The sequence below is a fragment of the Mycobacterium sp. NGS22 genome (genome assembly GCF_059813095.1).
The window spans coordinates 1-24,129 of sequence record NZ_JCALDY010000046.1; the positions used below are offsets into that span (position 1 = coordinate 1).

Annotated in this window: 28 protein-coding genes; 14 read left to right on the top strand and 14 right to left on the bottom strand. The window is 66.6% G+C overall.

The window, feature by feature from the left end; all coding sequences use genetic code 11:
* Position 1 precedes the first annotated feature (1 nt).
* From AC5Y47_RS24550 to AC5Y47_RS24560, 3 genes are all read right to left on the bottom strand, one after another.
* Positions 2–223 carry an Rv1893 family protein gene (locus AC5Y47_RS24550; RefSeq protein ID WP_499946848.1) on the bottom strand — a complete coding sequence of 74 codons (222 nt, stop codon included), beginning with the start codon at positions 221–223 and terminating at the stop codon, positions 2–4.
* 75 nt (positions 224–298) lie between these two features.
* Positions 299–589, bottom strand: coding sequence for a hypothetical protein (locus AC5Y47_RS24555; protein ID WP_499946849.1), 291 nt, complete (start codon positions 587–589; stop codon positions 299–301).
* Positions 590–597: 8 nt separating this feature from the next.
* On the bottom strand, positions 598–1,011 hold the full coding sequence (locus AC5Y47_RS24560; protein ID WP_499946850.1) for a hypothetical protein: 414 nt from the start codon (positions 1,009–1,011) through the stop codon (positions 598–600).
* A 182-nt stretch (positions 1,012–1,193) separates the two neighbouring features.
* Between AC5Y47_RS24560 and AC5Y47_RS24565 the strand changes: the two genes are divergently transcribed.
* The 3 genes from AC5Y47_RS24565 to AC5Y47_RS24575 are packed head-to-tail and all read left to right on the top strand — an operon-like array spanning position 1,194 to position 4,101.
* The gene (locus AC5Y47_RS24565) at positions 1,194–2,486 is read left to right on the top strand and encodes a cytochrome P450 (RefSeq protein ID WP_499946851.1); all 1,293 of its coding nucleotides are present in this window, start codon (positions 1,194–1,196) and stop codon (positions 2,484–2,486) included.
* A 16-nt stretch (positions 2,487–2,502) separates the two neighbouring features.
* Positions 2,503–3,516 (top strand): alcohol dehydrogenase catalytic domain-containing protein, encoded by a 1,014-nt coding sequence (locus tag AC5Y47_RS24570; RefSeq protein ID WP_499946852.1) that lies wholly within the window; start codon positions 2,503–2,505, stop codon positions 3,514–3,516.
* A gap of 24 nt (positions 3,517–3,540) precedes the next feature.
* Positions 3,541–4,101, top strand: coding sequence for a YceI family protein (locus AC5Y47_RS24575; RefSeq protein ID WP_499946853.1), 561 nt, complete (start codon positions 3,541–3,543; stop codon positions 4,099–4,101).
* Position 4,102: 1 nt separating this feature from the next.
* Here the strand turns inward: AC5Y47_RS24575 and AC5Y47_RS24580 are convergent, their stop codons facing one another.
* Positions 4,103–5,227: a DUF7159 family protein gene (locus AC5Y47_RS24580; RefSeq protein WP_499946854.1), complete on the bottom strand. Its 1,125-nt coding sequence runs from the start codon at positions 5,225–5,227 to the stop codon at positions 4,103–4,105.
* Between the two features lie 579 nt (positions 5,228–5,806).
* Here AC5Y47_RS24580 and ag85B point away from each other — a divergent pair.
* The gene (gene ag85B / locus AC5Y47_RS24585) at positions 5,807–6,787 is read left to right on the top strand and encodes a diacylglycerol acyltransferase/mycolyltransferase Ag85B (protein WP_499946855.1); all 981 of its coding nucleotides are present in this window, start codon (positions 5,807–5,809) and stop codon (positions 6,785–6,787) included.
* Positions 6,788–6,864: 77 nt separating this feature from the next.
* On the opposite strand, the gene AC5Y47_RS24590 is transcribed toward ag85B, so the two are convergent.
* Complete coding sequence (locus AC5Y47_RS24590; RefSeq protein WP_499946856.1) at positions 6,865–7,434, bottom strand: lipoprotein LppJ family protein; 570 nt, start codon at positions 7,432–7,434, stop codon at positions 6,865–6,867.
* Positions 7,435–7,528: 94 nt separating this feature from the next.
* Between AC5Y47_RS24590 and AC5Y47_RS24595 the strand changes: the two genes are divergently transcribed.
* The 6 genes from AC5Y47_RS24595 (at position 7,529) to AC5Y47_RS24620 (ending at position 11,784) form a co-directional block, all read left to right on the top strand.
* The gene (locus AC5Y47_RS24595; RefSeq protein WP_499946857.1) at positions 7,529–8,098 is read left to right on the top strand and encodes a chorismate mutase; all 570 of its coding nucleotides are present in this window, start codon (positions 7,529–7,531) and stop codon (positions 8,096–8,098) included.
* A 107-nt stretch (positions 8,099–8,205) separates the two neighbouring features.
* On the top strand, positions 8,206–8,622 hold the full coding sequence (locus tag AC5Y47_RS24600) for a transglycosylase family protein (protein ID WP_499946858.1): 417 nt from the start codon (positions 8,206–8,208) through the stop codon (positions 8,620–8,622).
* Between the two features lie 51 nt (positions 8,623–8,673).
* A complete protein-coding gene (locus tag AC5Y47_RS24605; RefSeq protein WP_499946859.1) occupies positions 8,674–9,129 on the top strand; it encodes an SRPBCC family protein in 456 nt (151 codons plus the stop codon).
* A 13-nt stretch (positions 9,130–9,142) separates the two neighbouring features.
* Positions 9,143–9,985, top strand: coding sequence for an SDR family oxidoreductase (locus AC5Y47_RS24610; protein WP_499946860.1), 843 nt, complete (start codon positions 9,143–9,145; stop codon positions 9,983–9,985).
* A 35-nt stretch (positions 9,986–10,020) separates the two neighbouring features.
* Positions 10,021–10,449, top strand: a complete 429-nt coding sequence (locus tag AC5Y47_RS24615) for a lipoprotein LpqH (protein ID WP_499946861.1) — start codon at positions 10,021–10,023, stop codon at positions 10,447–10,449.
* A 9-nt stretch (positions 10,450–10,458) separates the two neighbouring features.
* Positions 10,459–11,784, top strand: coding sequence for a cytochrome P450 (locus AC5Y47_RS24620; protein ID WP_499946862.1), 1,326 nt, complete (start codon positions 10,459–10,461; stop codon positions 11,782–11,784).
* Here the strand turns inward: AC5Y47_RS24620 and AC5Y47_RS24625 are convergent.
* Positions 11,781–13,661 (bottom strand): potassium transporter Kup, encoded by a 1,881-nt coding sequence (locus tag AC5Y47_RS24625; protein ID WP_499946875.1) that lies wholly within the window; start codon positions 13,659–13,661, stop codon positions 11,781–11,783. The genes AC5Y47_RS24620 and AC5Y47_RS24625 overlap by 4 nt on opposite strands.
* Before the next feature lie 201 nt (positions 13,662–13,862).
* Here AC5Y47_RS24625 and AC5Y47_RS24630 point away from each other — a divergent pair, with 201 nt between their 5' ends.
* The gene (locus AC5Y47_RS24630; RefSeq protein WP_499946863.1) at positions 13,863–14,327 is read left to right on the top strand and encodes a nuclear transport factor 2 family protein; all 465 of its coding nucleotides are present in this window, start codon (positions 13,863–13,865) and stop codon (positions 14,325–14,327) included.
* On the opposite strand, the gene AC5Y47_RS24635 is transcribed toward AC5Y47_RS24630, so the two are convergent.
* Genes AC5Y47_RS24635 through bfr form a run of 5 tightly spaced genes read right to left on the bottom strand, consistent with a single transcriptional unit; the run spans position 14,324 to position 19,932 of the window.
* Entirely contained in the window at positions 14,324–15,475 is a 1,152-nt protein-coding gene (locus AC5Y47_RS24635; RefSeq protein WP_499946864.1) for an amidohydrolase family protein, read from the bottom strand. The two genes, AC5Y47_RS24630 and AC5Y47_RS24635, sit on opposite strands and share 4 nt — an antisense overlap.
* The gene (locus AC5Y47_RS24640; protein ID WP_499946865.1) at positions 15,472–16,824 is read right to left on the bottom strand and encodes a type I glutamate--ammonia ligase; all 1,353 of its coding nucleotides are present in this window, start codon (positions 16,822–16,824) and stop codon (positions 15,472–15,474) included. Before AC5Y47_RS24640 ends, AC5Y47_RS24635 begins: the two co-directional genes overlap by 4 nt.
* 19 nt (positions 16,825–16,843) lie before the next feature.
* The gene (locus AC5Y47_RS24645) at positions 16,844–17,338 is read right to left on the bottom strand and encodes a carboxymuconolactone decarboxylase family protein (RefSeq protein ID WP_499946866.1); all 495 of its coding nucleotides are present in this window, start codon (positions 17,336–17,338) and stop codon (positions 16,844–16,846) included.
* Positions 17,339–17,369: 31 nt separating this feature from the next.
* On the bottom strand, positions 17,370–19,424 hold the full coding sequence (locus tag AC5Y47_RS24650; RefSeq protein ID WP_499946867.1) for an MDR family MFS transporter: 2,055 nt from the start codon (positions 19,422–19,424) through the stop codon (positions 17,370–17,372).
* A 28-nt stretch (positions 19,425–19,452) separates the two neighbouring features.
* Positions 19,453–19,932: a bacterioferritin gene (gene bfr, locus AC5Y47_RS24655; RefSeq protein WP_499946868.1), complete on the bottom strand. Its 480-nt coding sequence runs from the start codon at positions 19,930–19,932 to the stop codon at positions 19,453–19,455.
* Positions 19,933–20,216: 284 nt separating this feature from the next.
* Between bfr and AC5Y47_RS24660 the strand changes: the two genes are divergently transcribed.
* A complete protein-coding gene (locus AC5Y47_RS24660) occupies positions 20,217–20,405 on the top strand; it encodes a (2Fe-2S)-binding protein (protein WP_499946869.1) in 189 nt (62 codons plus the stop codon).
* On the opposite strand, the gene AC5Y47_RS24665 is transcribed toward AC5Y47_RS24660, so the two are convergent.
* Genes AC5Y47_RS24665 through AC5Y47_RS24675 form a run of 3 tightly spaced genes read right to left on the bottom strand, consistent with a single transcriptional unit; the run spans position 20,402 to position 22,836 of the window.
* Positions 20,402–21,160 (bottom strand): enoyl-CoA hydratase/isomerase family protein, encoded by a 759-nt coding sequence (locus tag AC5Y47_RS24665; RefSeq protein ID WP_499946870.1) that lies wholly within the window; start codon positions 21,158–21,160, stop codon positions 20,402–20,404. The two genes, AC5Y47_RS24660 and AC5Y47_RS24665, sit on opposite strands and share 4 nt — an antisense overlap.
* Positions 21,157–21,879, bottom strand: coding sequence for an EthD domain-containing protein (locus AC5Y47_RS24670; protein ID WP_499946871.1), 723 nt, complete (start codon positions 21,877–21,879; stop codon positions 21,157–21,159). The genes AC5Y47_RS24665 and AC5Y47_RS24670 overlap by 4 nt, the downstream gene beginning before the upstream one ends.
* A 9-nt stretch (positions 21,880–21,888) precedes the next feature.
* Entirely contained in the window at positions 21,889–22,836 is a 948-nt protein-coding gene (locus tag AC5Y47_RS24675; protein WP_499946872.1) for a hydrogen peroxide-inducible genes activator, read from the bottom strand.
* A gap of 104 nt (positions 22,837–22,940) precedes the next feature.
* Between AC5Y47_RS24675 and AC5Y47_RS24680 the strand changes: the two genes are divergently transcribed.
* Positions 22,941–23,528 (top strand): peroxiredoxin, encoded by a 588-nt coding sequence (locus AC5Y47_RS24680; RefSeq protein WP_499946873.1) that lies wholly within the window; start codon positions 22,941–22,943, stop codon positions 23,526–23,528.
* Positions 23,525–24,061, top strand: coding sequence for an alkyl hydroperoxide reductase (locus tag AC5Y47_RS24685; RefSeq protein WP_499946874.1), 537 nt, complete (start codon positions 23,525–23,527; stop codon positions 24,059–24,061). The genes AC5Y47_RS24680 and AC5Y47_RS24685 overlap by 4 nt, the downstream gene beginning before the upstream one ends.
* Positions 24,062–24,129 lie beyond the last annotated feature (68 nt).

Here is a 24,129-nt window from a genome sequence, read left to right on the forward strand (position 1 = left end):
ACTAGTCCAGTGGCGCGTCGTCGCTGCCGGTGAATACCTCTTTGACGCGGTCGACCGCGTCGGTGGCGATGTCGACCGAACTCTGGACGATGCCGCTGGCGCCGCCGGCGATGTCACCCCTGATGATGGCCGTGACGCTTTCGACGATGTCCGAGGACTTTTCGACGGCATTGATCGCGATGTCCTTGACCGCGTCCACGGCGTCCTTGGGGTCGAAAGCCATCTGAGTCTCCTGTTCGCTGGCGGGACGGACCTCTGAGTCTAGAGGTAGGCGAATTCGCCCCACCACCGACAGAACTCAGTAGTCGACCAGGGTGCGCCAGTAATCCTCCGGAATCTCGGTGCCCGAGCGCAGAACTCGCGCCAGCCCCGCGGCCATCGCGATTCCGAGCAGACCGAGCCATAAACCGGCCAGGCCGATCAGCCACCACAGCACAACGGTCACCGTCGGCCACGGCGACAGCACAGCCAGGACCGGCGCGAAGAAGAACCCGGTGCCGACATACCAGGCCGAGCCGGCACGATCAGAGGCCAAGACGAAGCGCAGCCACCGTGGGATCGGGGACTCGGCGACGTCGTGGCCGCGCACGACTCAGGTCATTCGCTCAGGTCGGGCGGGAAGAACCCTGCGCCGGTGAACCAACCTTCTTGCCAGCCTTGAGCACCCAGGCACAGCATCGGAAGACCGGCCGGCGATTGCGCGGCGACCTTGGGTCCCGGACACGGCGCACCGATCTGCTGGACGCCCCGCAACGGGTAGGAGATGACCCAGTAGCCGGTTTCTGCGGCCGGGAACTGGTTGGGCGGCGGGAAGTGGCAGGCCTCGGCCTGGCCACTGGGACCGCGGCCGAAGATGAAGCGCTCGTAGTTGTCGCACGGGGCACCCAGCGAAGCGTCGTAGTTCATGCCCGGCACGTCGCCTTCCCAGCGCCCGTTGTCGGCGCCGGCTACCGGGGCGAGCCCGATCGCCGCACCCGTGACCGCGGTGGCAGTGAGCAGTTCGCGAATCATGGTGTTCCCCTTCTCGGCACCGGCGAGGTGTTTCTCAAGAGCATAACGATTGCCCCAGCAGTCACAAGGCCGGATTCGGGGCCGGGTTCGGCTTTGCCGGTTTTCGTTCAGAGCTTCCCAACTGTGGTGTAGCAATGGAGTATTGGCACGAGACGACCACCGGGACTCTCAAGGAGTGGGCCTTGTCAACTACGCAGCCAGCAGCCGAACCACAGCTCGAGCCGAATCTGCCGCCGGGGTTCGACTTCACCGACCCCGACATCCACGCCGAGCGACTGCCGGTGGAAGAGCTGGCCGAGTTGCGTCGGACCGCACCGATCTGGTGGAACGAGCAGGAGTACGGGGCAGGCGGATTCGACGACGGCGGCTTCTGGGTGGTGTCCAAACATAAGGACGTCAAAGAGATCTCGCGTCGTAGCGACGTCTTCTCCAGCCTGGAGAAGACCGCCCTGCCGCGTTACCGGGACGGCACCGTCGGCGAACAGATCGAACGAGGCAAATTCGTCCTGCTCAACCAGGACGCTCCGCACCACACCCGGCTCCGCAAGATCATCTCCCGCGGTTTCACGCCGCGGGCGGTCGAGCGCCTGCGCGACGACCTCACTGCGCGCGCCAGGAACATCGTCGAAACCGCCGCCGCGCAAGGATCGGGCGACTTCGTCGAGCAGGTGTCCTGCGAACTGCCGCTCCAGGCCATCGCCGGACTGCTCGGTGTCCCGCAGGAAGACCGGATGAAGCTCTTTCACTGGTCCAATCAGATGGTCGGCGACCAGGACCCCGAGTTCGCCAGCAACGATGCCATCACCGCGTCCGTCGAATTGATCATGTACGCCATGCAGATGGCCGCCGACCGGGCGCAGAATCCCGGCGACGACATCGTCACCAAACTGATCGAAGCCGACGTCGACGGCCACAAGCTCTCCGACGACGAGTTCGGCTTTTTCGTCATCCTGCTCGCGGTGGCCGGCAACGAGACCACCCGCAACTCCATCACCCAGGGCATGATGGCCTTCACCGACTTCCCCGACCAATGGGAGCTCTACAAGCGGGACCGGCCCGTCACCACGGCCGACGAGATCGTCCGGTGGGCCACGCCGGTCACCTCGTTCCAGCGCACCGCCCTCCAGGACTACGAGTTGTCGGGAGTGCAGATCAAGAAAGGGCAGCGGGTCGTGATGGTCTACCGGTCGGCGAACTTCGACGAAGACGTGTTCGACGACCCGTTCACCTTCAACATCCTGCGTGACCCCAACCCGCACGTCGGCTTCGGGGGAACCGGGGCGCATTACTGCATCGGTGCCAACCTGGCGCGGATGACGATCGACCTGATGTTCAACGCGATCGCAGACGCCATGCCCAACCTGGAATCGATCGGCACACCCGAGCGGCTGCGCTCGGGCTGGCTCAACGGAATCAAGCACTGGCAAGTCGACTATCACGCCGATGGGAGCGCCAAATGTCCTGTCGCGCACTGAAACTGAACGTGTAACCGTGTCGACACACCGAGCGGTCCAGGTCCCGTCCACGGGTGCGCCGCTGGAGTTCGCCGACGTCGAAACGGTCGCCCCCGGCCGTGGCGAGGTCCGCATCGCCGTCACCGCCTGCGGCATCTGCGGAACCGACGCCCACTTCGTCCACGGCGGCTTTCCCGGCATGTCCTGGCCGTTGACTCCCGGACACGAAATCGCCGGAACCATAGCCGAAGTCGGGGCCGGCGTGGAGGAATTCGCGGTCGGTGACCGTGTCGCGGTGGGCTGGTTCGGGGGCAACTGCAACCAATGCGATCCGTGCCGCAAAGGCATTTTCATACATTGCGCGAACATGAAGGTGCCGAGTTGGCAGTATCCCGGTGGTTACGCGGAATCGGTGACGGTCCCGGCGACCGCGCCGGCCCGGATCCCGGCCGGGCTTTCCGACGTCGAAGCCGCGCCGATGGGCTGCGCGGGTGTGACCACCTACAACGCGCTACGCCACACCAAAGCGTTGCCCGGCGACCGGGTCGCAGTCCTGGGCGTCGGTGGTCTGGGCCACCTCGGGGTGCAGTTCGCCCGGGCGATGGGATTCGAGACCATTGCCATCGCCCGCGGCGCCGTCAAGGCCGATGACGCCAAGACGTTGGGTGCCCACCACTACATCGACTCCACGACCGAGGATGTCGCCGAGGCGCTGCGCATCCTGGGCGGGGCGGCCGTTGTCCTTGCCACGGCTGGCAATTCGCAAGCCATGGCCGACACCATCGGCGGTCTGCTCCCCCAGGGCGAACTCGTCGCCATCGGTGTGACGCCCGAACCGCTGCCGATCAGCCCGGTCCAACTGATCACATCCGGGCTCAGCATCATCGGGCATCCGTCCGGGACGGCGAAAGACGTCGAGGAGACAATGCATTTCGCGGTCATGTCGGGTGTGCGGGCGTGGATCGAGGAGTTACCACTGGCGCAGGCGGCCGACGGGTACGCGGCGCTGGAGCAGGGGCGGGCGCACTACCGCACGGTACTCACCATGTGAGGTGACGGCTAGTAAGGTTCGCCCGTGGCCCCCGACCAGGACGAAACGTGGACGCTGGACCCCGCGGACGGCGAGTTGACCATTCACACCGGGGTTACCGGTCGAGCAGCGCGGATGGGTCATCGGCTCACCATCGCCATGACCGCTTGGCAGGCTTGGGTGACGTGGCTCGACGGTGAACCGGCCACGGCGGGACTCGAGGTGCAAGTGGATTCGTTGCAGGTGTTGCGCGGCTCCGGAGGCGTCAAGAGCCTGTCCGGCGCCGAGCAGGTCATGGTGCGCTCCAACGCCCTGAAGTCGTTGTCCGCCAACCGCTTTCCCGAGATCCGCTTCGCCACCGACCGCATCGAGCGGACCGGCGACGGGTACCGCCTGACCGGGCGACTGCACATCCGGGGTAAGTCCCGCGAGCACGTGGTCCAACTGCGGACCGACGACCTCGGAGATTCCTGGCGGCTGTCCGCGGAATCCACAGTGCGGCAGTCCGATTACGGCGTCAAACCCTACTCGTTGTTCATGGGTTCGCTACAGGTCACCGACGAGGTGACGGTGTCCTTCAGCGCGGTCCGGCGCCGGGACGACTAGATCATTCGGGTGGTTGCCCGTCCTCGGCGACGGTGCCGGGGAGCTGCTCGATCGCCGTACTCAACCGGTACGGTCCGCCGGGCGGCTCCGGGCGGGGCACAGCGCTGTTCGGTTGCCCGCCGGGCGCGGACCCGTCGGGCTGCTCGTCGGCGGCCAGACGCACCGGCTCCGGTTGCGCCGGGGGCCGAGGTTGCGCCGTCGGAGCCAGTGGCGCCTCGGCGACCGGGGGCGTCGGTCTGCGCACGACATGCTGCGTGGCGCTGGCATCCTTGCCCGGTGCCAACTGCAGACCCACCGCCAGCGACACCGACGCGACGAAGGTGACCGCGGCTGCGGCCAACGTGGTCGCCGCACCGGCGTACTGCCGTGATCGCGCGGGCACCGCGGCGACCGGCTCGACCGCCTCCTCCACCAGCGCAAACAACTCCGCGTCGGTGAAGTCGGTGCTGAGCGCCGCCGCCAGCGCGGCACCGCGGGCGACCGTCACCTGCGCCATCGTCTGGGCGAAAACGGGTACCGGCAGCACGCTTTCGAGTTGCGAGGACAGCGCACTGACGTCGCCTTCGGGCCCGACCACGACGACGCCCGCCGGACGCCAGCTGCTGCGGTCGAACATGCCGGTCAGCCAGGAAGTCAGACCGTCAAAGCCGCCGCGCACGTGCTTGACGGCGGTCTGCGTCTCGCCGTCGTGGGTGTCGACCATGACCACGGTCGCCCACTCGGCCTCGAGGATGCATACCGCCGTCCGCTCGAATCCGATGACGGGTGCGATGGCCTGGGCCAGTGTCTCGACGGCGTCGAGTTGCCGAACCGGCACCACATTGTCGAAACCGGCGTCGGCCAGCGCTTCCTGTACCAGCGCCGCCTCGGCCGCGGCCTCGTCGTTCCAGGTCACTCCGACCACGCGCAGTCGGTGATTGTCGACGGTGGCGATGTCTCGGGCGCGGATGACTTCGGCTGCGACTCGCTCTGCGGTGTTCACCGTGCGCACGGTGTGGCCGTCTTCGACGCCGTCCTGCAGGTGCATTTCGCGGTGGTCCAGGATTGCGCCGTCGGCGCCATGCCCTTCAGCCAGAACCCATCCGACCGTGGTCGGTGTCACTGATAGCCCGAGTACCGTATCCAAGTTTCGCACCTCAATCGTTCCCGGGTCTGACTCATCCGCTACGACAACCACGTGCACCAAAAGGTCAGGTGCGTGGCGCGCAGGTGCCTGATCGGCCGGGGCTAGCGTGTCTGCAGTCGGCTTGCTCCGAGCAGCCTACGCGGTCGGCGGAAGTTCGGCTGCCCCGGGTTGAATGCCGCTCCAGAGATCTCGTTCCACCGATTTCGCCGGAAAAGGTTGCGAACTGACGGTGCGGTAAAAATTGGGCACGTTGGCCGACATGGCTGGAAATTCTGTCGCTCCGGGTTCGGCGATTTCGTCCCGCGCACCATATATACGGTGCCCGGTAGACCCGACTCGGCCCGATTCCAACTCCATAACGCGTGCATAACGGCGCGGCGCGTGTCGCGTTTGCCCGTGTCGGGACCGGGTATCAACGAATGCGGTCGACCGGCGCGGTACGGAACTAACACAGTTGCGGTATCCGTGGCGGCAACCGATATGGAACTGAAATGTGATTGCGTCCGAATCGACATTTGGCCTATTCACGCGGTAAGTTCTGCCGGGAGCAATGCCATTAAGGAAAAAGGGGCACAGGTTATGACAGAGGTGAGCGGGAAGATACGGGCCTGGGGTCGCCGACTCCTGGTCGGCGCGGCTGCGGCCGCGACCCTGCCGGGCCTGATCGGACTCGCCGGCGGTGCGCCGAGCGCGGGAGCCTTCTCCCGGCCGGGTCTGCCAGTCGAGTACCTGCAGGTGCCGTCGGCGGCGATGGGACGCAACATCAAGGTGCAGTTCCAGAGCGGTGGCGACAACTCACCTGCGGTGTACCTGCTCGACGGCCTGCGCGCCCAGGACGACTACAACGGGTGGGACATCAACACCCCCGCCTTCGAGTGGTACTACCAGTCGGGCCTTTCGGTGATCATGCCGGTCGGCGGCCAGTCCAGCTTCTACAGCGACTGGTACAACCCGGCCTGCGGTAAGGCCGGCTGCACCACCTACAAGTGGGAGACCTTCCTGACCAGCGAGCTGCCCGCGTACCTGGCGAGCAACAAGTCGGTCAAGCCGACCGGCAGCGCCGCGGTGGGTATCTCGATGGCCGGCTCGTCGGCCATGATCCTGGCCGTCAACCACCCCGGCCAGTTCATCTACGCCGGCTCGCTGTCGGCGCTGCTGGACCCGTCGCAGGGCATGGGACCGTCGCTGATCGGCTTGGCGATGGGTGACGCCGGTGGCTACAAGGCCTCGGACATGTGGGGCCCGTCCAGCGACCCCGCGTGGGCGCGCAACGACCCGTCGCTGCACATCCCCGAGCTGGTCGCCAACAACACCCGCCTGTGGGTGTACTGCGGCAACGGCAAGCCGTCCGAGCTGGGTGGCGCCAATATGCCCGCCGAGTTCCTGGAGAACTTCGTCCGCAGCAGCAACATCAAGTTCCAGGACGCCTACAACGCGGCCGGTGGCCACAACGCGGTCTTCAACTTCCAGAGCGACGGCACGCACAGCTGGGAGTACTGGGGCGCGCAGTTGGTCGCCATGAAGGGTGACCTGCAGGGCGCACTGGGCGCTCGGGCCTGACCCACTGCACTATCTACTACTGCGCTTGACGGCTACCTGCCGTCAAGCGCAGTAGTGCTTTTGCACCCGGTACCGCTCTAGGCCGGGCCGAATTCGCCGGTGATGTCGATCCAGCCGGTGGGATCGGCTCGATGGTCGGTCATGTTTCGGCATTCTCCATACAGCCGCAAAGTGCCCAGGTTCACGTTGTCGTCGTGGCGATAGACGACCGCGGTGACCCCGCCCTTGGTCAGCGTCTGCGCGAAGGCATGGTTGGCGGGGGCCACTCCCGCCGTCCAGCCGTCGGAGACCAATTTGGTCGCGACGGCCGGTAGGTAGGTGTCGGCACCGGTGTCGGGGGGCACGGCAAACGTCAGGTACACCGCCCCTTGGTAGGGCGGCTCGTCACGGCCCTGACACGACATCAACAGGTAGCCGGCCGTCGTCGTGCGCAGACCGGCGACCGCCACGACGTTCTTGGCCGCTCCGACGGCCTGCGCCTGGCTCTGTTGGTCGGTCGCCAGAGGTCCCGCAGGTCGCACGGCGCCGGTCGGCGGGGCATGCACCCGGTTCAGCACCACGAAAGCCCCACCCAACAGCATCGAGACCGCCAGCGCGGCCCCGAGCAGGAGCCTGGCATGTCGCGAGCGCAACCAGTCAGCACGCATGCAAGCCATTGTCGGCCACCACGGGCGATTGACTTCCATGCAGTCTGGACAATCCGGCGGCGGTGACCGCGATTGAGGTGCTTGTCTTGAGGACGTGCGCGCAACAGCCGGATTCGCGGTACTTGCTCTGCTGTCGGTCGCGTTCGCACCGCCGGTGCCGTCAGACCCAGGCGGCTCGCTGATCGCACTGGTCGACGCCGCCGCCGAGCGGCTCCAGATCGCCGATCCGGTCGCTGCGTTCAAGTGGGTCACGCACGCCGCGATCGAAGATCCCGTCCGCGTCGAGCACGAGCTCGCCGCCCTGCGCGACGAGGCCGTCGGCCGCAGCGTCGACCCGGACTACGTCGCAGCGGTCTTCGCCGACCAGATCCGAGCCACCGAAGCCATCGAGTACGCCCGGTTCGCCCAGTGGAAGCTGGACCCGAACCACGTCGAGCCGCCGCCGCCGGACCTGTCGGTCTCCCGGGCGGCCATCGACGAGTCCAACACTAAGATTCTGTCTCAGATAGCGCTTAGCCAGAGTTTGCTGAATTCGCCCGATTGCGGGCCTGCGCTGCAACTCGCGCGCACCGAGACCACGCGGCTACGCCGACTCGACGACCTGTATCGACGTGCCCTGACCGTCGCGACACAGTCCTACTGCCAGATCCGGCCGGACGCCTGAAACACCCGGTGAAACACCGTTTGCGCCAATCTCGAAGGGATAGATAAACGGTCTCATAATTTTCTCCGGTCGGTAACGCTTCGACTACGGCCGGCGAAAAGCCGCACATGACGAACATCACTAAGCCCTTCATCAAGTCCGCCGTGGCTGGTGGTTTCCTGGCCGCATCGATGTCGTTCTCCACCGGTGTCGCGGACGCCGAGACCATGAACTGGGAAGCCGTCGCACAGTGCGAGTCCGGCGGTAACTGGGCCGCCAACACCGGCAACGGCGCATACGGTGGCCTGCAGTTCAAGCAAGCCACCTGGGAGGAGTACGGCGGCGTCGGAAATCCCGCGAAGGCCTCCAAGCAGCAACAAATCGCGGTCGCCAACCGGGTGCTGGCCGGTCAGGGACCGGGAGCGTGGCCCAAGTGCTCGCGCGTCGGCGGTATGGCACCGGCGTCCGGCGGTGCGGTGCAACCGGCGCAGCAGTGGCAGCAGACCATCAGCGCGATCATCGGGATGCTGACGCCCAAAGGGTGATTATCGGCGGTTCGTCTCGTTTCGTTACAGGCGACGTGATTGGATCGTTCTATGCAGGGTTCAGCAACGGTTCATATGGCCGCGCCGGCCGACAAGATCTGGGAATTAATAGCCGATATTCGAAATACCGGACGCTTTTCGCCGGAAACGTTCGAAGCGGAATGGCTCGGCGACGCAACCGGTCCCGAGTTGGGTGCGCGGTTTCGCGGCCATGTGCGCCGCAACGAGGTCGGGCCGGTCTACTGGACCACCTGCAAAGTGACGGCATGCGATCCCGGCCGTGAGTTCGGGTTTGCTGTGCTGGCCGGTGACCGGGCCATCAACAATTGGCATTACCGATTGGTGCCGGCCGGTGACGGTACCGACGTCACCGAGTCCTTCCGGATGGCGCAGTCCCCGTTGACCAAGGTCTACCTGGTCCTGGGGGGTTTCCTGCGGAGACGGCGCAACATCCGGGACATGACCAAGACGTTGCAGCGCATCAAAGAAGTGGTCGAAGCGGACTGAGGGTATGGGATCGATGAAGGCGATTTTCATCACCGGTGCCGGCAGCGGAATGGGCCGGGAAGGCGTCCGGCTGTTCCACGGCAAGGGTTGGCGCGTGGGCGCCGTGGACCGCAACGACGACGGTTTGGCCGCGCTGTGCCTGGAACTGGGATCGAGGCTGTGGACCCGTGCCGTCGATGTCACGGACAAGGCCGCGCTGGACGCGGCGCTGGCCGACTTCTGTGCCGGCAATCCCGGCGGCGGGCTCGACATGATGTGGAACAACGCCGGGATCGGTGAGGGCGGCTGGTTCGAGGATGTGCCCTACGAGGCCGCCATGCGTGTCGTCGACGTGAACTTCAAAGGGGTGCTGACCGGAGCCTACGGATCCTTGCCCTACCTGAAGAAGGCGCCGGGCAGCTTGATGTTCTCGACCTCGTCGTCGTCGGGCACCTACGGGATGCCGCGCATCGCCGTCTACTCGGCGACCAAGCACGCCGTCAAAGGGCTGACCGAGGCACTGAGCGTGGAGTGGCACCGCCACGGGGTACGGGTGGCCGACGTGCTGCCCGGCCTGATCGACACCGCGATCCTGACCTCGACGCCCCAGCACTCCGGAACCGAACCGGACGACGCCCCGGCCCGAATGAGCCAGGAGGAGTTGCGCGCTGCGGCACCCAAGCGGGGCATGTTCCGCCTGATGCCGGCGTCCAGTGTGGCCGAGGTGGCCTGGAAGGCCTATCACAATCCCAGGCGGCTGCATTGGTATGTGCCCTCCAGCATCGGCTTGATCGACCGGCTGAAGGGCGTCAGCCCGGAACTGGTCCGAGGGCTGGTCCGCAAAGCACTGCCCAGGATGGACCTGAAACGGCAATAATCATTCCTACCCAACGCTCGATACGGAGGTCGCTGGTGCAGAACCGGGTTCTCAGGCTTGCAGGTGTCGCCATGGCCGTCGCCGGAGCCGTCTCCGGGTGCGGGGACGCGATGACGGTGCCCCGCAAGCCGGCGCATCTGACCATCGACGGCCAGGCGATCACCACCCGCCCGCCGGCCTGCAGCCAGATCGAGAACTATCGCACCATCGACATCCGCGAACGCGACGGCCAGGTGCAGGCGGTGGTGTTGGTCAGCGGCGACCGGGTGATCCCGCAGATCGTCAAGATCCGCGACTTCGGTGGCTTCACCGGCAGTTACTACGAAGGCGGGGTGGGCAGCGCGCAGGTCGATCCCCCCAGGCGGCCCGGAACGTATGTCATCACCGGCAGCGCCTCGGGCATCAACAGCAACAACCCCAACAAGGTGGTGACGGCGGATTTCAAGATCAGTGCCGAGTGCTGACCGGCGATCGTGAAGGACAGACTGCACTGGTTCGCCATGCACGGTGTCATCCGCGGGCTCGCCGGCCTCGCGGTTCGACGGGGCGACGTCGGGGCTCGGCTGATCGCCGACCCGACGGTTGCCGCCGACCCGGTCCCGTTCTTCGATGAGGTTCGTCGGCACGGTCCGTTGGTGCGCAACCGCGCGAACTTCTTGACCGCTGACCATCGCCTCGCGCAGGAACTGTTGCGGTCCGACGATTTCCGCGTCGTCGCGTTCGGAGAAAGCCTTCCGGCGCCGCTGCGGTGGCTGGAACGGCGCACCCGCGACGATCTGCTGCACCCGGTACGTCCGCCGTCGTTGCTGGCCGTCGAGCCGCCCGATCACACCCGCTACCGCAAGACGGTGTCGGCGGTGTTCACCGCGCGGGCGGTCGCCGGCCTGCGCGACCGGGTCGAGCAGACCGCGGCGAGTCTGCTGGACCGGCTCGGTGACCAGCCCGGCGTCGTCGACGTCGTCGGACGCTACTGTTCGCAGCTTCCGATCATCGTCATCAGCGACATCCTGGGCGTGCCGGAATACGACCGGCGCCGGGTGCTGGAGTTCGGCGAATTAGCCGCGCCCAGTTTGGATATCGGGGTGCCGTGGTGGCAGTACCAGCGGGTGCAGCGGGGCGTGGCGGGCTTCAACGCGTGGCTGGTCGAGCACCTGGCGCAGCTGCGCCGCTCCCCCGGCGACGACCTGATGAGTCAGTTGATCCGGACGGCGGCAGGCGGCGACGCCGAAGCCTATCTGGACGAGCGTGAACTGCAGGCGGTCGCCGGCCTGGTGTTGGTCGCCGGCTTCGAAACGACAGTGAACTTGTTGGGCAACGGAATTCGGATGCTGCTGGACCACCCGCAGCAGCTGGACATCCTGCAAGCGCGCCCGGAGTTGTGGGCGAACGCCGTCGAGGAGATCTTGCGCCTGGACTCTCCGGTGCAGCTCACCGCGCGCGTGGCCCGCACCGACGTGGAGATCGCGGGCATGCACATACGGCGGGGCGAAGTGGTGGTGGTCTACCTGGCCGCCGCCAATCGCGACCCGTCGGTGTTTCCCGATCCGCACCGCTTCGACGTCGAACGCTCCAACGCCGGAAAGCATCTCGCGTTTTCGGCAGGACGTCACTTCTGTCTGGGTGCCGCGCTCGCCCGCGCTGAAGGTGAGGTCGGGTTGCGTACCTTCTTCGAGCGCTTCCCCGAGGCGAGCGCCGCCGGGGCCGGCACCCGGCGCGGTACCCGGGTACTGCACGGCTGGTCGACGCTTCCGGTCGCGCTGGGGAGCGCGCGCACAATGGCCGGCCAAACCGTCGGCTAGACCTCGATGCGCTCACCCATGATCACGGTGCGGTTGAGCGGCAGGCCGAAGTATTCCGCGGCGTCGGCGGTGGTGTAGGAGGTCGCGATGAACAGCCGCTTGCGCCAGCCCGCCATCGTCGGTGCCGACCCTTTGACCAGTTCGAGCTTGGACAAAAAGTAGGAGGCGCCGTCGACGTCGATCGGACCTTCGGTCTGCGCCGGATCCAGCAGCCGCAGCGCGGCAGGGACGTTGGGCGTCTCCATATACCCGAAATGCGAAGTGACGTGGATGATCCCATCGTCGGCGTAGCCCAGGGCGTCGATCTCGTTGCGCTCGGAATCCGGAACCCGCGGCACCGGCAGCGTCACGATCGCCATGACCACGGCATGTTCTTGCAGCACCCGGTTGTGCTCGACGTTGGCCCGCATGGCCAGCGGCGCGGTGTTGTTGCCGCGGTTGAGAAAGACCGCGGTGCCCGGTACCCGGGTGATCGGCTGCTGCCCCGACGCCAGGCTGTCGACGAAGTCGCGCAGCGGTCCTTCTGCCTCTTCCCTTGCGCGCGTGACGATTTCACGTCCACGCTGCCAGGTGATCAGCACCGTGAAGGCGACCAGCGCGATCATCAGCGGCAGCCAGGCACCGTGGATGAGCTTGGTCAGGTTCGCCGCCAGGAACATCAGATCGACCCCCAGCAGCACCCCGCCGCCCGCCACGATCAGCCACAAGGGTGTCCGCCAGGTGGTGCGGGCGTAGTACAGAAACAGCGACGTGGTGATGGTGATCGTGCCGGTGACGGCCATGCCGAAGGCGAACGCGAGCGCGGCCGAACTGCGGAAGGCGAACACCAGGGTGAGCACCGAGATCAGCAGCAGCCCGTTGATCCACGGCACGTAGATCTGGCCGATGGTCGACTCGGAGGTGTGCGCGATCCGCAACCGCGGCAGATAGCCGAGCTGGGCGGCTTGGGATGCCACCGAGAACGCGCCGGTGATCACCGCCTGGGACGCGATCACCGTTGCGGCGGTGGCCAGCAGCACCATCGGCAGCCGCGCCCAGTCGGGTGTGAGCAGAAAGAATGGTGCGCTGACCGCTTTGGTGTCGGCCAGGAGCAGCGCGCCCTGCCCGAAATAACTGAGGACGCAGCCGGGCAGCACCAGCAGTAGCCATCCCGAGGCGATCGCACGTCGCCCGAAGTGACCCATGTCCGCATACAGCGCCTCCGCGCCGGTGATCGACAGCACGACGGCGGCCAGTGAGAAGAACGCGAAATGGAAGTGCCCGACCATGAACTTCAGTGCGTACAGCGGCGAGAGCGCCTTCAGGATCTCCGGGTGGTCCGCGATCGCGACCACGCCGAAGCCGCCAATGGCGGTGAACCAGGCGATCATCATCGGACCGAACAGCCGGCCGACGGCGGCGGTACCGTTCCGCTGCACGGCGAACAGCACGACGATGATCACCGCGGTGATCGGCACGACCCACGTGCCGAACTGCGGCTGGATCACTTTGACGCCTTCTACCGCCGACAGCACCGAGATCGCCGGGGTGATCATGCTGTCGCCGAAAAACAGTGCAGCGCCGAAGATTCCCAGCGCGCCCAACACCGCGACAGTGCGTCTTCGCGGTCCGCCACCGCCTTCCTTCTGCCGGCCGACCAGGGTGATCAGCGCCATGATGCCGCCCTCGCCGTGGTTGTCCGCGCGCATGACCAGGCTGACGTAGGTGAACGTGACGACGATCATCACCGACCAGAAGATCAGCGAGACCACGCCGTACACGCTGTCGGTGCTGATCGGCACCGGGTGCGGATCAGCGGGGTTGAAGACGGTCTGGATGGTGTAGATCGGGCTGGTCCCGATGTCACCGAAGACGACACCGAGCGCGCCGACAACCATGGCCGGGCGCAGCCGGGTCGGCCCGCCGTGCGGTGGTGCGGAGGGTTGCGAAGTTGTCTGCACGGCAAGTGGCCCCCGGGTGTGGGTGGTAGCGACGTAGCGGATCGATCCTACGGTCAGCGCAGATGCCGACCCAACCAGTCCAGCCCGTGTCGCCGGGCCAGGTTGACACCGGCGGCGCCGCCGAGTTAATTGACCCCCATGACAGATGTTTCCAATTCAGCGGACGTCGTGACCGGGATGTGGCAGGCGCTGTCACGACGCGACTGGGACGCGCTCAAGACGTTCCTGTCCGACGACTGTCTCTACGTCGACATGCCGATCCCCGCGGCCTCGGCGCGTGGCCCGGAAAACATCGTGACCCGGCTCAAGCTCGGGCTGGAGGACCTGGCCGGATACGAGAACCACGACGGCGTGCTGGTGTCCAACGGATCCGACGTGATCTACGAGCACTCCGAGACCTGGACGTTCCAGACCGGCGAGCAGGGCGTGCTGAGGTTCGTCACCGTGCACCGGGTCGAACAGCGCGACGGCGAAGCCAAGATCACTGTCTGGAAAGACTATTGGGACTTCAACAGCCTGGTCGCCTTCGCACCGCCAAACCATTTCGAGAAGCTCGCCGGCGGCGACGCGTCCTGGATCTTCGACGCCAGCGACCTGGTCTAGCCGGCGCTCGGACCCCTCGGGTCGCCACTGGCCAGTCGGTAGATGCGGGCGGCGTTGAGGTGACTGATCAGGTCGACCACCCGGATGGCGTCGGTCTCGCTCCACTCGCCGGCCGCCACGAATCCGCTCAGCACCCGTTCGATCCCGTTGCGCCACAACGTGGCTCCCAGGAAATGTAGTTCGGCGGGTCCGAAGCCGTCGGAGGAGTACAGGATCTTGCGAAAGGGTGCCAGTTCCAGCAGACGCGCCAGGAAGGCCGGCGCACGGGCACCCAGATGGTTCACGCTGAGTCCGCCGTCGACGTAGACGTTGTTGAAAGCCTGTGCCAGGTAACCGGCTTCGCGCTCATAGGGGTAGCAGTGCAGCAGCACGATCGGGGTCGGCCCGGACCCGCGCAGGAAGTCCAGGAGATGAAGCGGGTTGGACTTGTGCAGATCGCAGTCGCGGTCACCGAGGCCGACGTGCAACTGCAACGGCTTGCCCAACCGCAGCCCCTGATGCAGGCCGAATCGCAGCAGCACCGGATCGCTCACCCGGATGCCGCCGTCGTCGCGCCACCGCTGGGCCGCCGCGGCGACCTGCGCCGCCGTCGGTTCGCTCAGGTCCCGGTCGAACCCGCCCCGGTAGGCCAGGATCGACTTGGTGCCCACCGCGGTGGCCGCGCGTCGACGCAGGATCTCCTCGAACGCCGACGCGTAGTCGCCCGAGGCCCGGGCGGCCTGCTCGGCGACCTGCTCGAGGCGGAGCACTTCGTAGGCACGCCGACCCGACCACTCGGTGAGTTGGGCGACGCCGGCCACGTCGTCACCGAACCCGGTGTCCACCAGCCAATTGCTGACCCCGGCGGCCGGCAGGAACAGTCGGGCCAATTCGTCTTCCCCGAGCCGGCTGCGGCTGTCCCAATAAGCCGGTGGCTCAACATGTCTGGGCAGGCCGAGGAGGGCGGCGCAGTGGTTGCGGACGGCGAAGCCGAGCTGGGTGTCGAAGCCGGAGTCGAACTCGGCGAGCGGCTCGGTGTTGGCTTCGTTGAGCGCGTTCTCGAAACGACGCCGGTCCCCGGCGGCCAGCCAGCAACCGTGCACGTGCTGGTCGATCAGCGCGACCTGACGGATGTGTTGTGCCAGCGCGGATTCGGAGGGGGCGGTCATAGGCTCCAGGCCATCCGGAATTTGTCGGCTCGGTCTTCGGGGGCCAGGTCCCCGTAGCGGTCGTCCTCCATGCGGCGGACCGCGACGACCATGTCGATCACCGGGTCGCCGAGGAGCTTGCGCAGCAGAACCGAATCATCAAGAGCGGCAATGGCTTCGGCCTGACCCTCGGGCAGCAGCACAGTGCCGGCGGCGGTGCGCTCGGAGTCGGAGAGTTGCGCTGGGTCCACCACCGTCTCCGGCGGCAACCGTGCGTCGGTCTCGATCCCGTCCAGCGCGAGTCCCAGGATCGCCGCCGAGGCCAAATACGGGTTCGCCGACGGATCGACGATCTTCACCTCGACGTTGCCACCGAGCGGATTGGCCGGCCCGGACCGCACGAATCGCACCGCGGCTTCCCTGTTTTCGATGCCCCAGCAGGCGTAGGCGCCGGCCCAGTTGCCGGGACGCATCCGCAGGCCCGAGACGATCGATCCGCACAGGATGCCCTGCGCCTGCGGCAATCCGCGCAGCACGCCGGCCGCCGCGGCCTGCCCGGCCGCCGTCATGCCGCCGGGACCGGTGCCGTCGGAGAACAGCGGCTCCTGCCCCGTGCGTAACGAGAAGTGTTGGTGCGCACCGTTGCCCACACTGCCCGCGAACGGTGCCGGTGAGAAGCTGACGCGCATCCCGTGCCGGCGCGCGGCGCGGGCGATGATGACGCGCAGCAACACCAACTGATCGGCGGCGGCCACCGGCGACTGCGGACCCAGCGAGATCTCGAACTGGTTGGCGCCGTATTCGGGATGGAATTGCTCGATGACGACCCCGGACAGGGTGGCCCCGGCGCTGACCTCCCGGACGAACGACTCGTGTTCGAGGACACCGGCCAAGCCGTATTGCGCCCACAGCGTCGCGGGCAGCCGCGCGCCGTCGGCGCCGACCAGCAGGAACTCGAGTTCGTGACCGATCGCGGCCTCGATGCCGGCGCCGGCCAGCGCGGTCTCGATGCGCTGCAGTGTCCCCCGCGCACACACCGGGACGCGCGCCCCCGCCTGATCGAAAAAGCCGGCCGGGGCCCACGCCAGGCCGTCGCCGATGATGCGCAACGCGGACAGGTCGATACGCAGCCGCTGGTCGCCCACCACGCCGACGTCATCGGTGAACGCGATCCCGGTCTGGTCGATGGCGAATGCGTGCCACGACGGGCTGGCGCCGAGGCCGGGATCGGCGAACGCGTTGGTGCGGCGCAGCGGAACCGTCTTGGCCTGAATCAGTCCGGCCGGGTTCACCACGGTCCCGATGACGGTGTCGACGCCTTCGGCTTCGAGTTGGGCGATCGCCGCGGCGGCAAGCGGAGTGGCCGTCATGGCAACCGCGGCGCGCTGGTCAGGCCCGGCTGGGCAAGGTCAACTTGCACGCCTGGCCGATGTCGAGGGTCCGCAGCACCCGTCCCATACCGACCCACAGCGCGCACGAGATGGCCAGATCTGCCAACAACTCCTCGGAGAAGTGCTCCTCGGCCCGGCGCCAGAAATCCTCGTCGTCGCGCAACACGGTGTGTTCGGTGGAGAACCGGTGGGCGAACTCGGCCGCCAGCCGCTCCTGCTCGCTGTAGCCGGACCAGGTGCGCCATTCGGAAACGTGGTCGTAGAGCTCTTCGTCCACCCCGGCAGCCGGCCCGTCGGCATCGCGCGTGTTGGCGCACACGGTGCATTCGTTGTTGGCGGCGATCACCGCGCGCGCGATCTCACGGGTGCGCAACGGCAGCCGGTTCGCGGTGTACACCGCGCGGCTGAAATTGGCCATCGCGCCGCCGAGTTCGGGGGATTTCAGCACCCAGCCGGCCACGTCGTCGTCAGCGAAAGTTCCGATTCGGCTCATGGCGAGATGGTACGCCCGGTCGGCCGGGGTGTTAGTTGCCGGTCCGCGTGCCGACTCCTGCCATCGCCACCGTCGGTGAGTCGTCGTGCCAATCCCGCTGCGCGATAACGCGATACGCGATCCGTCCGAGCGCGGCTTCGACCTCGCGGCGATCGGGCCGGCCGGCGAATCCGGCTGATCGGGACAGTTTGTCGATGATCCAGGACAACAGCAGTGCATACACGTAGTCGACTTGTTGCGACCCGGCCGGCGTGAGCCACAGCCGGTCCCCCTCGCGTAGCAGGTAGCCGGCCGCCACCAGCCGGCTGAACGTGGGTTCCAGGACCTCGAACGGGATCTGTAGGTTGTCGCCGATGTCGCTGAGGCGGGCTGTGCCGAAGAACTGCCCGTAGCGGTTGACGCGTAGCACGGCCCACAGCCCGGCCACGTCGAGGCGGCAGTCCGGTCGCATCGCGATGCTGCGCAGGCGCATGCCGGTCTCGCCGCGCAACAGCCGGGCAATCGCATTCTCCAGCAACTGTTCCGGCGTCTCGGTGGTCGGCATGCCGAACCCGTCGCCGAGGTCGACGGCGCTATTGTGGATGTCGCGCAACGGGATCTCGCGCAGGAACAGCGCCAGCACGAAGCCGACCGCGGCGACCGGCGCCGCGCACAGGAACACCTGCGACAGCGACTCGGAATAGGCGTGCACGATCGGCGCGGCCACCGCTGCGGGTTGTCGGTGCAACGCAGCCGGAGAGCTGACCGCGTCAGCGGACACACCGGTGGCGGCCAGCGCCGAGGCCAGCCGCCCCTCCAGGAAATTGACGAACAGCGACCCGAAAATGGCTGCGCCGAAGGAACTTCCGATGGTGCGGAAGAAGCTGACGCCGGAGGTGGCGACGCCGAGGTCCTCGAAATCGGACGTGTTCTGTACGACGAGCACCAGCACCTGCATGGACAGCCCGATGCCCGAACCGAGGATGAGCAGGTAGACCGATTGCACGAGAGCCGACGTCGACCCATCCATCCGCGACATCAATACGAAGGCGATCGTCATCAGCGCCGTGCCGAGCACCGGGAAGATCTTGTAGCGTCCGGTCCGGCCCACCAGGGTTCCGCTGCCAGTGGACGTGATCAGCATGCCCACCACCATCGGCAGCGTCCGCAGACCGGAAGTGGTTGCCGAGACGCCGTTCACGTATTGCATGAAGGTCGGCAAAAACGTCATCGCGCCCAACATCGCGAAGCCGACCACGAACGACAGCACACAGCACACCGTGAACACCGGGCTTCCGAACAGCCGGATAGGCAGGATCGGTTGTGCTGCGCGGCTTTCCGCCCGCACGAACAGGGCGAGCGTCACTGCCGCACCGACGAACAGCCCGACGATCGTCGGCGAACCCCACGGGTAGACGCTGCCACCCCAACTGGTCGCCAACGTCAGGGCGGCGGCACTCACGCCGATGAACAGGATGCCGGCATAGTCGACGACGGGTTTGGTGGTCGTGGTCCGCGACGGAATCGCCGCGGCCGCCACGCAGATCACCACCGCCGACACCGGGATGTTGATCCAGAACGCCCACCGCCAGGTCAGGTAGTCGGTGAAGTAGCCGCCGAGTAGCGGACCCACCACGGTGGTGACGCCGAATACCGCGCCCAGCATGCCCTGATATCGGCCGCGGTCTTTCAGCGGGACGACCTCACCGATCAGGGCACTCGCGGTGACGGTGATCGCACCGCCACCGATTCCCTGCAAGGCCCTGGAGGCCACCAGCATGGTCATCGACTGCGCCAGTCCGCACAACACCGATCCCGCGACGAAGAACAGGACGGCGATCACGAAAACCCGTTTACGCCCGAACGAGTCACCGAGCTTGCCGACCAGCGCGGTGACGATGGTCGACGCCAGCAGATAGCTGGTGACGACCCAGGACTGATGGCCCGCGTCGCCCAGGTCGGCGACGATGGTCGGCAGCGCGGTGGCGACGATGGTCTGGTCCAGCGCGGCCAGCAGCATCCCGAGCACGATCGCCAGGAAGATGAAGTTGCGTCGCTGCGAGGTGATCAGCGTGCCGTCGGGCGGGGAGGTTTGCAGGCTGGTCATCCAAGTCCACCGCGGCGCCCGGGGCGCGTCAGCTGGGCGGGCGCGAGACGCACTGGGCGGAGTACAGCTCCTCACCCAGTTTGTCCATCAGCTCGAGCTGAGTCTCCAGGTAATCGACGTGCTTTTCCTCGTCGGCCACGATTCCCTCGAGCAGGGTGGCGCTGGTGCTGTCCTGCTTCTCCCGGCACATGACGATGCCCGGCCGGAGCCGGTTCAGCACTTCGTACTCGATGGCCAGGTCGGCCTCGAACTGCTCGCGCAGCGTCTGGCCGATCCGCAGGGAGAAGATGCGCTGGTAGTTAGGCAGACCGTCCAGCAAGAGGATGCGATCGGTGATCGACTCGGCATGGCGCATCTCGTCGAACGATTCGGCCCGGGTGTGCTCGGCGAGCTCGGTAAACCCCCAGTTCTCCTGCATCTTCGAGTGCAGGAAGTACTGGTTGATGGCGGTGAGTTCACTGGTCAACTGTTCGTTGAGCAATCGAAGAACTTCTGGATCACCTTGCATGATCGCTCCTACGGGCTGAAGGCTGTCATGTCGAACCGCGCGGCGGGCTGGGCTGAAGCGCGCCATACGGGGTGTAGCAGCACTTTGCGTGCCGACACTGAATCTAGTGCAGTAATCGCAAGTCAGGACAGCCTTCGTCGTGCCGTCGGCGCGTCCGATCGACGCGAGTAACGGCAGCGTGTCTGTCGACTTAGGTTAGACTCTACTAAGCAACTAAGGTTAGACTCCACTAACATGCGGCAGGTTCAGGCGACCTCGTTAGACCACTGGGAGGGTGTTTACTGATGTACGTCTGCCTGTGCGTCGGAGCCACCAACCAGACCGTCTGTGAGGCGGTCGCGCGGGGTGCGTCGACCTCCAAGGAAATCGCTGCCGCATGCGGGGCGGGCGCCGACTGTGGGCGCTGCCGACGGACACTGCGTGCCATCATCGCCGCGGCCACCAAGCTCGATTCCGCCCAGGTCGCCAGCTAGTTCCGCTTGCGGTCGCTGAAATCCGCCAGGGCCGCGGCGTTGGCGTGCGACCCCATCAATTCGGCGAAGTGAGCGTTCTCCCGGGCCGTCGCCGCCGCGATCTCGGCGCGAAGCGGCTCCATCATCGTGTGCTTGACCGCCTTCAGGCTCGAGATCGGCCGTGCAGCAAGCACTTCGGCGTGCCGGCGCGCCTCGGGAAGTAGTTCCTCGGGTTCGCAGACGCGCCACACCAGTCCCATTCGCAATGCTTCCGCAGCCTCGACCCATTCCGAGGACAGCAGCAGCCAAGCCGCGTTCTGTCGGCCTACCAGTTGCGGCAGCAGATAGGACGACGCGGCTTCCGGCGCCACTCCCAAGCTGGTGAACGGGCATTTGAGCCGCGCCGTCGACGACATGAACGCCAGGTCGGCATAGCCGAGAATGGTGGTGCCGATGCCCAGCCCGACGCCGTTCACGGCGCAGATCAGCGGCTTGGGGAACGCCGCGAGAGCCTCGATCAGGCCGCGGAAACCGTACTTTCCCTCCTGGAAGTCCGGGTCGGTGATGCGGGCCTGCATCTCGGCCAGATCGGTGCCGGCGCTGAACCCACGGCCCGCGCCGGTCAGCAGCACCACGGCGACCTCTGGATCTTCGGCGGCGTCCAGCAAGGCCTGGGCGGTGGCGTCGTAGAGCGCTTCGTTGAACGCGTTCAGCGCCTCTGGCCGGTTGAGGGTGAGGGTGCGTACGCGGTTTTCGTCGTCGATGAGCAGCGTCACCGCTGCAGCCTAACGGATACCTCCGTCCACGCCGCCTTGATCAGGTAGCGGCTGGTGGGCACGGTGTCGATGTTCTGGTTGGCACCGAATGCGCTGGTGCTGGCCACCATTCGGCCCACCCGGTGCTGCAGGTCGGCGTCGTCGGCGGCACCGAAGAAGGCCTGCAGATCCGACACCGCTTCCAACGGGAACAACTCCTCGACGATGGCTGCGATTTCCGGAGCACCGGGGGTGAGGGCTCGCACCACCCAGTTCTGGGTGTAGCCGAACGTCGACTGCGTTTCCACGGCGACCGGCGTGTGGTCGAGCTGCCACCGGCGCAACCAGGTGTCCTGGTCGAGGTCGGCCGGCCGGCGCAGCAGTGCGATGTTGGCCAGGCCCGTCGTGCGCGTACCGGGTTCGGTTGCCGGCGGCGCCAACGGCACCGACTCGGTGACCAGATATGCGGCCAGTTCGTCGCATTCGGCGGTCAGCAGGCCCAGCGCCGCCGCAATCTGTTCGCCGTAGCACTGCTGGGTCCACAGGCTCACCACCGCGACGACCGGTGGATCCAGGGTCGTCAGCGTCATCAGGGAGTTACGCACCGGGCTGTCGCGGACATTGACCGACAACCCCGGGACGCCGAGCGCCAACAGTTCGTCGGCCACCGGGCCGCGCTGCCGGGCGCACCAGTCGTCGTCGTATTCGGTGCGCCGCAGCACGGCCATTACCTTCTCCATCAGCTGAACCTAGACCGCGGTGGTATCCAGCAGGCTGACCGGCTGGGTGCCGGCGACGAGTTCGCCGATGATCGCCGCCAGCCGCCGGTAGGGCTCGTCGCGTCCGGAGGCAGCGCGAAACACCAAGCCTATCTTGCGTTTTGGGCGGGGTGTCGCGAACTGCGCCAGGCCGACGCGGCTGCGCGCGGTCTCGACGGCGACCGCTGTCTGAGGTATCAGGGTGACCCCCAGCCCGCCTGCCACGCACTGCACGGCGGTGGCCAGGGAAGCCGCCCGGGTGTCGGCCAGTTCGGCGCGGACACCCGCGTCCCGGCACACGTCCAGTGTCTGATCGCGCAGGCAGTGACCCTCGTCCAGGAGCAGCAGCGGCAGCTCCGTCAGCGCGGTGGCGCCGACCCGGCGCTTGCCCGACAACGGATGGCCGGGCGGCAGCGCGAGCACGAAGTCTTCCTCATAGATGGGAACCTCGGCGATTCCGCCGGTCTGGGCGGGTAGAGCGATCAGCGCGGTGTCCAGTGCGCCGTCGCGCAGCGCGGTCAGCAGGCGCTCGGTCCGATCTTCGATGACCTGAATCGTCAACGCGGGCAGTCGCGCGGCCAGCCCGGCCAGGACCGTCGGCAGCACGTACGGCGCCACGGTGGGGATCAGCCCCAACCGGATGGTGCCCTGCAGTGGATCGGTGGTGCCCGCCGCCGCGCTGACGAAGGCGTCCGCTGCGTCGGTAACCGCCTGCGCGAACGGCAGCAGCTGCAGCCCCTCACCCGTCATCCGGACCCGGCGCGTCGACCGCTCGACGAGATGGGTGCCCAGACCGGCTTCCAGTGTCGCCAGCGCTTGTGACAACGTCGACTGACTCACGCCCAAAGACGTTGCGGCGCTTTTGAACTGCTGCTTCTGACCGACCGCGACGAAGGCACGTAGGCCGGCCAGGGTGGGATGAAAACTTTTATCGGTCATACCGAACAGTATAGTGCCACAAATCACCTTTACTTTATGACGGCGACCGGGCACTATGGGGTCATACCCACTAATCTTGAATAGATCCAGATAAGGAGATGCCAATGTCCCTGTTGACCATCGGCGATCAGTTCCCCGCTTACCAGTTGACCGCCTTGATCGGCGGCGACCTGTCCAAGGTCGACGCGCAGCAGCCCGGCGACTACTTCACCACCGTGTCCAGCGACGACCACCCGGGCAAGTGGCGCGTGGTGTTCTTCTGGCCCAAGGACTTTACGTTCGTGTGCCCGACGGAGATCGCGGCGTTCGGCAAGTTGAACGACGAGTTCGCCGACCGCGACACCCAGGTTCTCGGTGTCTCGATCGACAGCGAGTTCGTGCACTTCCAGTGGCGCGCGCAGCACGAAGACCTCAAGAAGCTGCCCTTCCCGATGCTGTCCGACATCAAGCGGGAGCTCGTTGCCGCGACCGGTGCGCTCAACGCCGACGGTGTCGCGGACCGGGTGACCTTCATCGTCGACCCCAACAACGAGATCCAGTTCGTCTCGGTCACCGCGGGCTCGGTCGGCCGCAACGTCGACGAGGTGCTGCGGGTACTGGACGCGCTGCAGTCCGACGAACTGTGTGCATGCAACTGGCGCAAGGGTGACCCCACGCTGGACGCCGGTGAACTGCTGAAGGCGTCGGCATGAGCATCGACAACCTCAAAGCGGCGCTCCCGGACTACGCCAAGGATCTCAAGCTGAACCTGGGCTCGATCGCGCGCAGCACGGTGCTGGACGACGAGCGACTCTGGGGCACGCTGCTGGCCAGCGCCGCCGCTACCCGAAACGCCCAGGTGCTGGCCGACATTGGGGCTGAGGCCGCCGACCACCTGTCCGCCGAGGCGTACCAAGCTGCCCTGGGCGCCGCATCGATCATGGGCATGAACAACGTGTTCTACCGTGGTCGCGGATTCCTCGACGGCCAATACGACGACCTGCGCCCCGGGCTGCGGATGAACATCATCGGCAATCCGGGGGTGGCCAAGGCGAACTTCGAGCTGTGGTCGTTCGCGGTGTCCTCGATCAACGGGTGCTCGCACTGCGTAGTCGCCCACGAGCACACGCTGCGCGAGGTGGGTGTCAGCCGGGAGGAGATCCTGGAGGCGCTGAAGGTCGCCGCGATCGTGGCCGGCGTGGCGCAGGCGATCGCCACCGCGTCCACCCTGGCCGCAGTCGGCTGACCCTCGGACGACCGTAGTGTCGTAGCCATGGGGCCGTGGACCGAGCACGCGATCTGGTGGCAGGTCTA